Below are 3,421 nucleotides of genomic sequence, written 5' to 3'. Positions count from 1 at the left end.
TATCCCTACGCAGTTCTATAACTTATCCCTACCTTTTTTGCATAATCAGATAGTTTCATTCATTTAATGATCGTACATTCATAATTATATTATACTACAAATGTACATAAATGACTATAAATTCATTAAATTATTGTAGACTCGTAACTAAATACCAAAAAAGCAGACCTGATGAGCGCCACTTTCGTATTGACCCAACATATCTGCTTTTGTTTTATAACAAAAATGCCGAAAATTTCTGTTTTTTTACCACCCTTTGCGGGAAATTAGCTTCTCAAAGTTGGCTTGAGTTTGGTGCAGCAGTTGCTCTCGGCTATCTTCAAGTGAAAGTGTCTCTTTGAGAGGGGGAACCAGATTGCGCGCTTGTAGAGTCATATGAAGTTGCAAATGGGCAACATATTCGCTGAAGTCTTCATTTTGTACAACTGCGCCCCTTGAGACATTTGATTCCACTGTCACTTGGTTCTCCTTCTCTTAGTTGGTGTGGCTGTGCCTTTATATCATCAGAACTTATCACATTGTTTTGCTTAACTTCTTAATCTGTAATGAAGTTTAATGTTTTTGCCAAGTTTACACTCAGCAATGTTAAAACTGGTATGATATGCCCAGGGAAAGCACAGGGTATATGTTTAACCAATCTAGATCATTTTCTAGGTTGTTTTTTTCCTTCTCTATACTGGTGTTGATTTGATTCCTTATATCTGGAGTGGCATCAGTACCGAATTCAGGTGTAACATCTACTTTTGGTGAGCCGGTGAACATCACACCCAAATTAAAAGAAAACCCCAAGCCTTTACCCCGTTGAACGGCATTTCCCCAGCCAATACCTAAATAAGGTGCGACACTATTGGCAAAGCTAAGTTCAGCATCAACTGATCGTAAAACATCAACGTTGTAAGTATCTTCACCAACTGTAATAGTATTAGTGCCAGCTGTTGGTCTACCAGTTCCCTTGAGTTTATTATCTTGAAAGACTAAACCCCCAGTCAAACGAAAGCCAGAATTTTTTGCCGGGTGGTAGTCAACTAGAGTGGAAATATTCGACAAGCTCAGATCAGCTTCATAGGTGACATCAGTTTCTGTGATATCAGCCCCTACACTAAAAGTATTTATCCCCACCCTGGCATTAAAATTAGGAGTTATTGACCTAGTTACAGATCCTCCTAAACCTAGAGTACCAATTTCTGGAGTAATTGCCCAACCACTCTTTTTACCTCCCGCAGATTGGCTTGTTTGTTCTGTGGGTCTAACTTCTATGGGAGCGCTACTAGGTGTTGAGGAAGGGGGAGTAATTTGACTACACAGAGAGTTGAGGGGATAATCCCTACAGAATTGATTTAAATCAATAGGTGTTTGCGCTATGGGTTGTAAGTCAGTAGCGCTGTGAGAAAAGGTTCCCTCTACGGAATTTATTTCACCCGGTTGAGATGTAGCAATTACTTCTTGGGATAATACTGGTTGACTTGTGGATACCCCAAATCCCAAAGCAGATGCTAATGTCAAACTTGCTACAGATTTTAATTTCAGTCCACTCATGATCATTACTCCTCACCTAATAACTAACCTTGCAGTTTCTGCTCACCACAGACAATTTCACCGTTTAATTATGCAGCAACTCAAGACAATTTTTACCCGTGAGTTATTTTCTGGGTAGGTCAAAACCTCAAATTTCTTGACTGATGCAGTTTTAGGGTTGTATCTTCTCCATGGACAGCCGCCTTCTATAGGCAGAAGTATATAATCAAACAGTTTGCCAAGTCAATGTGGCAAACTGTAGATGTATAAAAAATTAATATTCAGAGGAGGAGTGATATTTCTCCGAGAACCCACAAAAATGGTTTAAACCAGAGAACCAGCAATCATTCCCCCAAGTAAAATAAAACCAATCCAGACATTTTGACTGAACATCTTACCATATACAGAATTGGGTAGGCTATCCTGGATTAAACTGAAATATTGCCAAATCCAGCCAATAGCAGCAATAACTACGCTCATCCAAAAGAAAAAACCCAATTGTGTTAATACAGCTAGATATACCAGTAATATAACTGTCAGAGCAAAGAAAATACCAATAGCTAAAGGGGCATAATTACCGAAGAATAAAGCGCTAGAATTTACCCCAATACGGCGATCATCTTCGCGATCGCTCATAGCGTAAATGGTATCAAACCCCAAAGTCCAGAATATAGTAGCGCCCCAGAGTAGCCAAGTGGGTAAAGAAATATCTGTAGTTACAGCACTCCAACTGATCAAAACCGCAAAACCCCAAGCAATGGAGAGAACTAATTGGGGGATGGGGAATACCCGCTTTGCACCTGGATAAAGCAGAATTACAGGTACAGCAGCTACAGACAACCAGAAACTTAAGGGGTTAAGATAAGAAGCGAGTACTGCGGCACATCCTAAAGCAACCACAGCCACTACAATCCCGACTTTAACAGACAAAGCCCGGGAAGCCAAGGGGCGATCGCGCGTTCTGTGCACCTGTGGGTCAATATTCCTATCCCACAAATCGTTAACCACACAACCAGCTGCACTAGTAGCTAGAGTACCCAAAATAATTACCCCGACCAAGGGTAAAGGCGGTTTTCCTGATGCGGCTAAAAATACAGACCACAAAGCCGGAATCATTAAAATTAATCGTCCTTCTGGTTTATCCCACCGCAAAAGGCGGATAATAGTCAGCCATACAGGTTCCTGTTTGCGTTCGTAAGGATTCAGCATATAAATCAAGTCATAACTTGAGATGGATGAATTCACACATCTATTAAACTAAGCCGGTCAGTCACCCAACCGACTTGTCTACAAAACCGTACGTGAAACTTTCGCTTCATACGGCTCCTCAGTGATATGGTTTTTGTCATGAATACCTACAAGACTTCCATCAGTGGATGTCTTCTTGTCATGGCAATGTCTGTGTAATAATTGTAGGTTCTTATGTTCATCTTTTCCACCTTTGGAGAGGGGTAAGATGTGGTCTACTTCCATTACATCACCTTCCCTAAAGTAATGCACACATTCTGGACATTTACCCTTTTGCCTTTTAAGTAGAGTTGCTACTCTTTTGTCGGCTTCGGGATGGTTTGTCATTCTTGAACTCCAGTACACCCAATCACCATCAAATGGTGAGGCGTTGCCTTTAACCTTGACGTGGCGTACAATGGGAGTCTCTGGGTGCCTATACAGTTTGATGAATTTATCATCCATCTTTGCTGCAAACTCCCAGTTGTAGTTTCCGATTGTATGCCAGTATTTTTTGGCTATCCATTTGCCGGATTTGTTGGGGTGTCGGCGCTTTGCCCATCTGTACAATCGTTGATAAACCTGATTAGAGATACTATTGAAGATTTCTTTACTTACTACTGATGAGTAGTAATTACACCATCCTTTAATTATCTGGTTGAGTTTACTTATCATCACC

The 3,421-nt window shown here is 40.7% G+C and carries 4 protein-coding genes; all 4 read right to left on the bottom strand.

From position 1 onward, the window contains the following. Positions 1-246 precede the first annotated feature (246 nt). On the bottom strand, positions 247-453 hold the full coding sequence (locus tag NWP22_RS09850) for a hypothetical protein (protein WP_271730994.1): 207 nt from the start codon (positions 451-453) through the stop codon (positions 247-249). A 132-nt stretch (positions 454-585) separates the two neighbouring features. Further along, entirely contained in the window at positions 586-1,536 is a 951-nt protein-coding gene (locus tag NWP22_RS09845; RefSeq protein WP_271730992.1) for a hypothetical protein, read from the bottom strand. Positions 1,537-1,839: 303 nt separating this feature from the next. After that, the gene (locus NWP22_RS09840; protein WP_271730990.1) at positions 1,840-2,724 is read right to left on the bottom strand and encodes a 4-hydroxybenzoate solanesyltransferase; all 885 of its coding nucleotides are present in this window, start codon (positions 2,722-2,724) and stop codon (positions 1,840-1,842) included. A gap of 78 nt (positions 2,725-2,802) precedes the next feature. Then, a partial coding sequence (locus tag NWP22_RS09835; RefSeq protein ID WP_280801814.1) for a group II intron maturase-specific domain-containing protein occupies positions 2,803-3,421 on the bottom strand: 619 nt, incomplete at its 5' end.

Origin of the sequence: Anabaenopsis tanganyikae CS-531, from assembly GCF_029891675.1 — a bacterium.
GTDB classification, from domain to species: Bacteria; Cyanobacteriota; Cyanobacteriia; order Cyanobacteriales; family Nostocaceae; genus Anabaenopsis; species Anabaenopsis arnoldii.
This window is presented reverse-complemented; position numbering and strand designations above follow the sequence as displayed.

Bases quoted from the DNA above. Each gene is read 5' to 3' on its own strand.
- NWP22_RS09845 (WP_271730992.1), bottom strand. From the start codon at position 1,536: ATGAGTGGACTGAAATTAAAATCTGTAGCAAGTTTGACATTAGCATCT.
- NWP22_RS09840 (WP_271730990.1), bottom strand. From the start codon at position 2,724: ATGCTGAATCCTTACGAACGCAAACAGGAACCTGTATGGCTGACTATT.